Below are 5,253 nucleotides of genomic sequence, written 5' to 3'. Positions count from 1 at the left end.
GTTTGGGCGATGAATACGCTGCTTTCTTCAATTTTGTCTACCCACCTGAGGGCGACAATGTAAGAGCGGTGTACCTGCATGAAAGCAGCCGGACTCAGCGACCGCAGCGTATCTTTAATTGAAGCGCGGACGAGATATGACCCTGATGTTGCCACGTACCGCACATAGTTGCCTTCACTAACCAGATACTGCAATTCATCCACCACAATGCGCTGCTTCTGGTTGCCTGTGTTTACAAAAAGAAACGCGGCCGGCACCACTTGAGCCTCTGCTTCACGCCGTGCTTTTGCTTTGTGGACAGCTGCGATGAAACGGGTGTAGTCAAATGGTTTGAGCAGATAATCGAGCGCTTCTACTTCATAACTTTCAATCGCGTATTCGCTGTGCGCAGTGGTAAATACAATGAGCGGTTTGTTGGTGAGGCACTTTACAAGCCTGAGGCCGTCAATTTCTGGCATGTTGATATCCAGAAAAACAAGGTCAACGGCGTTGCTGTTGATGTAGTCTATTGCGGCAAATGGATCAACAAAAGATTCCAACAAATCAACCAGCTCCGTACGCGAAGCATGGTTACCTAACACGGATAAGGCCCGCGGTTCATCATCGATGGCAACACAACGCAAGGTCATTTCAGGGTGATGCTCAGGTTAACGGTAAACGTTTCATCTACGGCGCCCACTTCAAGAATGTGTTTGTTTGGGTAGAGCAACTGAAGGCGCTCTCGCACATTTGTCAACCCAATGCCGCTTCGCGCAATACTTGATTGCGGGATGATGGTATTTTCTACAAATAGGCGCAAGACGCCATCCGCCACTCCCAATTGGATGGTAATTTGTGCCGGCAACACAGGACTGGTGCCATACTTAAAGGCATTCTCCACAAAAGGCACCAAAAGCATCGGCGACACCCGAATTTGTGCAGCTTCGCCCTCTGGAATATCCAGCACAACATCAACAATGTTGTTAACGCCGGCGCGCAGCTGTTGCAAGGCGATGTATTTTTCGAGGTAGTCAACCTCCTTCTGCAAAGAAATGGTGTCTGCCTGCGCGTCGTGCAAATTGTAACGCATAAGCGTACCAAGCTTTGCAATACCGTCAGCAGTTTTATCGCTTTCCTCTTCGAGCGCCAATGCGTACAGGCTATTCAGCGTATTAAACAGAAAGTGCGGATCAACCTGGGACTTCAACACAGCCAATTCCATCGCATACTGCTCTGTTTCGAGCTTCTCGATCATGCCAAGGTGCACAATCCAGTCGACCGTAAACCGATAGGCAAAAGAAAAGACGGTAATAAAGACCAGGCCGGCCAATCCCGTTTTCAGCTTTTCCCACAACACAGTGATAAATCCTGCGAGGCCCGTATCAAATCCTCCGCGATAGAAATAGGCCACGATTGCATCAACAGCAGCAAAAAGTGCGGTTAACGCAAGAAGCCAGAATAGATACCTGACCCATTGCCTTTTTTGTAGGAATACAGGAATTAGGTAAAACGTATTCAGGTAAAAGATGCCCGGAACATACAGGAGGATCGTCAGAAAGAAATACGTTTTTACTTCAGGCTCCGGATCCACGCCACCCAGATACCAGGGCGTTGCAGCAAGCATCAGGTACACAACCCACACCAGCACATGCAGCGGGGCCTCATACTTATGCCGAAATATGCGGCCGTACCAAGGTTGTATCGGACTTAACGTTGTCATTTCAGGGTCAATATCTTCCTAATCAGTCTACAAGCTAACGGTTTATCAGGCTGCATACTGCACGATGTGACAAAAAGGTGCAACGGTGCCATCAACACGCTAGCTGCCGGGATGAATCACCGGCTAACGGTTGCCGGCAGCCATTTGTGTAGCCTCCGGCAATCGACGGAGTTTAAGCATGCTCCAGATTCCAAAGATCGGCCCAGGCGTCAGTATCAGAAAAGCATATTCCCAGGTAAACCATGCTACCATGTAGGGCATTACCCGAATAGAAAAAAGCGTCAGCAGAAAACCCATGCTCGTTTGCAAAGTCAGCGCCGTGCCCACATAGCGGCTGTCAGTCAACTCGCTTACAGCCACGCTGAACTGGGCGCTATCTGCGATCACAGCAAAACCCCACACAAGCGCAACAACGGTAAGGATTGCCGGCATCTCAAAGAAAAAACCAATGACGCCGGCGCATAAGCCCGACACCACGAGGCTCACAACCGTAATCAGTGTTCGGCCGAGCCGATCAGCCAGCCAGCCGGCCAGCATGGCAGCCGGGGCGCCTATGGCGATCATTGCAAAGCCGGCCAGGTATGCCTGTTGCAAAGACCATCCTGCTGCTTCATAACTCGCAATAAACATGACCGGCATCCAGGTCCACATGGCGTACAGCTCCCACATGTGACCGAGATATCCGAAGTTTGCCAGCCGCGTAGGTTTATGCTTCAGTGCTTGTGCAATAAAGCGCCAGTTGAAAGGCGCGGAGCCGGTGAGATGTGGGCCGGCTTTCACAAAGAAGAAAACAACCGCTGAGGCCAAAAGCGCCATTGCAGATGCAGCGAGCAAAACATGCTCCCATGGAGGGATGCCGGATACACCGGATATGGGCACGGCGTTCAGCAGATACGGCATGGCTGACCCCAGCGTCAGCGCGCCGACCAGCAACCCAATGCCAAGGCCCCTGTCCGTTTTACTCCAGGTTGCCATCAATTTCATGCCGGGTGGATATACGCCGGCAAGTGTAATGCCTGTTAGAAAGCGCAGCACAAGGGCAACAGCTGGCCCTGTCTGAAACAGCGGAATTGCCGCATTAAAACACGCGCCGGCCAATGCACAGCCGGCAAAAAGTAACCGCGCCGGGATGCGGTCTGCAAGATTCAGTACAGCACTCAACAAGGCACCCACCACAAAGCCTATTTGCACACTCATCGTCATCCACGAGCGCTGCCCCTCGGTTAACTCCCACACCACGCCCAACTGCGGCAACACAGCTGAAGCCGAAAACCAGAGTGTCATGGCCAGCAATTCAGCAATTGCCAACAAGAGTAGATTACGCCATTTTATTTGCATGCAATCAGGCCAGGGTATACTTCCGCATATGATTCCGTAATTCCATCGACAGCTATGTTACATCAAGGCAAGCTACACCAACAGGGGTCATTCATGCACCCTGCTTGCACAGTTCATCAGCATACACACCACGATGCACCAACAATACGAGACAGTACTCGTAAATGCAGTTTCTCTACTGTGGCGCAGCAGAGGGATACAGCAAAAAGATGCAATACAATGAGGAGGACCTTATTTTACCAGTGTGTTTATTTAGTACAACACCCACTACCAACTGTGCAGTCTCTTTTATTGGGCCATGATCAACACATCGCATGACCAAAAACGGATAGCCATTCTCCCATTCAGGGATTTGCTTGCTAACCAATACCAAAGCCCGTTGCTACCCGGATTTACAGAAGACCTTATTGCCAGCTTCTCCCGGTTCACCGGCATCTCGGTTATTTCACACTTCTCAACCGCCCACATTACAGACCTGGCAGACAAAAGCAAAATCGACAAACTTGAGGCCGACTATATCATCGGCGGGAGTTTACGTGCAATCGCAGATCAAATCCGAATTGCCGTGCACCTGGTCAACACCGCAAATGAAAGCGTGCTTTTTGCCAGCGAGTATGACTTTGCACCAGAAGACATCCTTGCTACACAGGATACCATCCTGGAGCAACTGGTGGGCAGTTTGCAGCAGAAAATCGATTTCGACATCCTTTCCCACTCGTACAGGAAGAAGCAAACCGAGTTGGCTGCTTACGAGAACTACCTGATTGGAATGGATCTCCTGAAGAAAGGCTCAATGGAAAACGATGAGCAAGCAAGGGTTCATTTTAAGGAAGCCTTGAAAATTGACCCGCAGTTTGCGCCGGCTTACACCGGACTTTCGTTGTCGCATTTCAACGAATGGAGCTGCCAGCTTTGGGACCGCTGGGATGTTAGCCGCAATGGTGCCCATGCGTATGCCTTGAAGGCAATTGAGGTAGATCCCAACGATTACAAAGCGCTCGCCATTCTTGGCAGAACCTACCTGTTCAACGAGGAATTTGTAAAAGCAGAGCATTGTGTGCGCAAGTCTTTGCGCATGAACCCCAATGATGCAGACAACTTAATCCAGGTGGCGTTCACCCTGATGTTCTTGGGGTACTCCAGCGAAGCAATTAACCTGTACGAAAAGGCCAAAGACCTGAACCCGTTTCATAAGGACATATACTTCGCGTACGGTTCTAACTTCTACTTCGAACACGGCGACTTCGAACACTGCATCGCGCTCAGCGACAAAGTGGCGACGGACATGTGCTGGGTAGATTTCCCCGCCTACATTGCCGCAGCCCATTTTCACCTCGGTGATTACAACAAAATGTGGGCAAGCTGGCATACCTATCTCACCTTCTTCAAATCAAGAATTGCACAAAGTGATGAAGCGATTGAGTTCGAGGCCATACAGTGGCAGATCAATGTAAACCCCTACCGCGACGCAACACACTTAAGCAAGTTTTGGGATTTCATCAAAACGAACCGGCAACTCATTGCACAAAAAAAAGCGGCACCCAAAAAAGCGGCACTCGAAAAACCGGCATCCCGCGACGGTGTCAACTTCATAAAAAAAGAAGCCAACCATTGGCATGTAACTTATGAAGGAGAACGCATAACCCTGAAGGACTCAAAAGGCTGGAAGAACATTACCAGGTTACTGACAGCGCCAAACGAGTCGTTTCACTGTCTGGACCTGATGGGTATCACCGTGCATAGCGAGGATAAAATTGCAGCCATTGATGCCACCAGTAAACGCAGCTACCAGGCCAGAATCAGCCAACTACAAGAACAAATCGAAGACGCAACCGAATTAGGCAACATAGAACGCGTCCACGTGCTCACCGAAGAATACGAGCAGGTGACGGACCACCTGCTGTCTGCCCTCGGACTCGCCGGTAAAATTCGCGAAGTGGGCTCTCCCGCTGAAAAAGCCCGATCCGCGGTCACATGGCGAATTCGGAGCGCCATTAAGAAAATTACTGCCAGCCATCCCAAACTCGGTAGGCATCTCTCAAATTCGATACAGACCGGCACGTATTGCAGCTACACACCAGAGCGACTAACCACCTGGGAGCTCAGTACCTGACATCTCATAATGCGTATGATGGGTTGTGTTTAATGCCGATTTTCGAATGCCGATTTTCGAATGCCGATTGATCTTCTTTTTTGTCAAAGGCACATACAAAAGC

4 protein-coding genes are annotated in these 5,253 nt (G+C 50.1%); 1 reads left to right on the top strand and 3 read right to left on the bottom strand.

The annotated features are described in order from the left end of the window. From AAF564_25765 to AAF564_25755, 3 genes are all read right to left on the bottom strand, one after another. On the bottom strand, positions 1-629 hold a 629-nt coding region (locus AAF564_25765; GenBank protein MEM8488979.1), incomplete at its 3' end, for a response regulator transcription factor. Next, a complete protein-coding gene (locus AAF564_25760; GenBank protein MEM8488978.1) occupies positions 626-1,699 on the bottom strand; it encodes a histidine kinase in 1,074 nt (357 codons plus the stop codon). The genes AAF564_25765 and AAF564_25760, both read right to left, overlap by 4 nt. A 123-nt stretch (positions 1,700-1,822) precedes the next feature. Further along, a complete protein-coding gene (locus tag AAF564_25755) occupies positions 1,823-3,037 on the bottom strand; it encodes an MFS transporter (GenBank protein ID MEM8488977.1) in 1,215 nt (404 codons plus the stop codon). 298 nt (positions 3,038-3,335) lie between these two features. Here AAF564_25755 and AAF564_25750 point away from each other — a divergent pair, with 298 nt between their 5' ends. Next, positions 3,336-5,150, top strand: a complete 1,815-nt coding sequence (locus tag AAF564_25750) for a hypothetical protein (GenBank protein ID MEM8488976.1) — start codon at positions 3,336-3,338, stop codon at positions 5,148-5,150. Positions 5,151-5,253: the final 103 nt, after the last annotated feature.

Source organism: Bacteroidota bacterium (genome assembly GCA_039111535.1).
In the GTDB taxonomy this organism is placed as follows: Bacteria; Bacteroidota; Rhodothermia; order Rhodothermales; family JAHQVL01; genus JBCCIM01.
The sequence above is the reverse complement of the archived record's forward strand: the minus strand, read 5'-3'. Positions and strand labels throughout refer to the sequence as shown.

Bases quoted from the DNA above. Each gene is read 5' to 3' on its own strand.
- AAF564_25760 (MEM8488978.1), bottom strand. From the start codon at position 1,699: ATGACAACGTTAAGTCCGATACAACCTTGGTACGGCCGCATATTTCGG.
- AAF564_25755 (MEM8488977.1), bottom strand. From the start codon at position 3,037: ATGCAAATAAAATGGCGTAATCTACTCTTGTTGGCAATTGCTGAATTG.
- AAF564_25750 (MEM8488976.1), top strand. From the start codon at position 3,336: ATGATCAACACATCGCATGACCAAAAACGGATAGCCATTCTCCCATTC.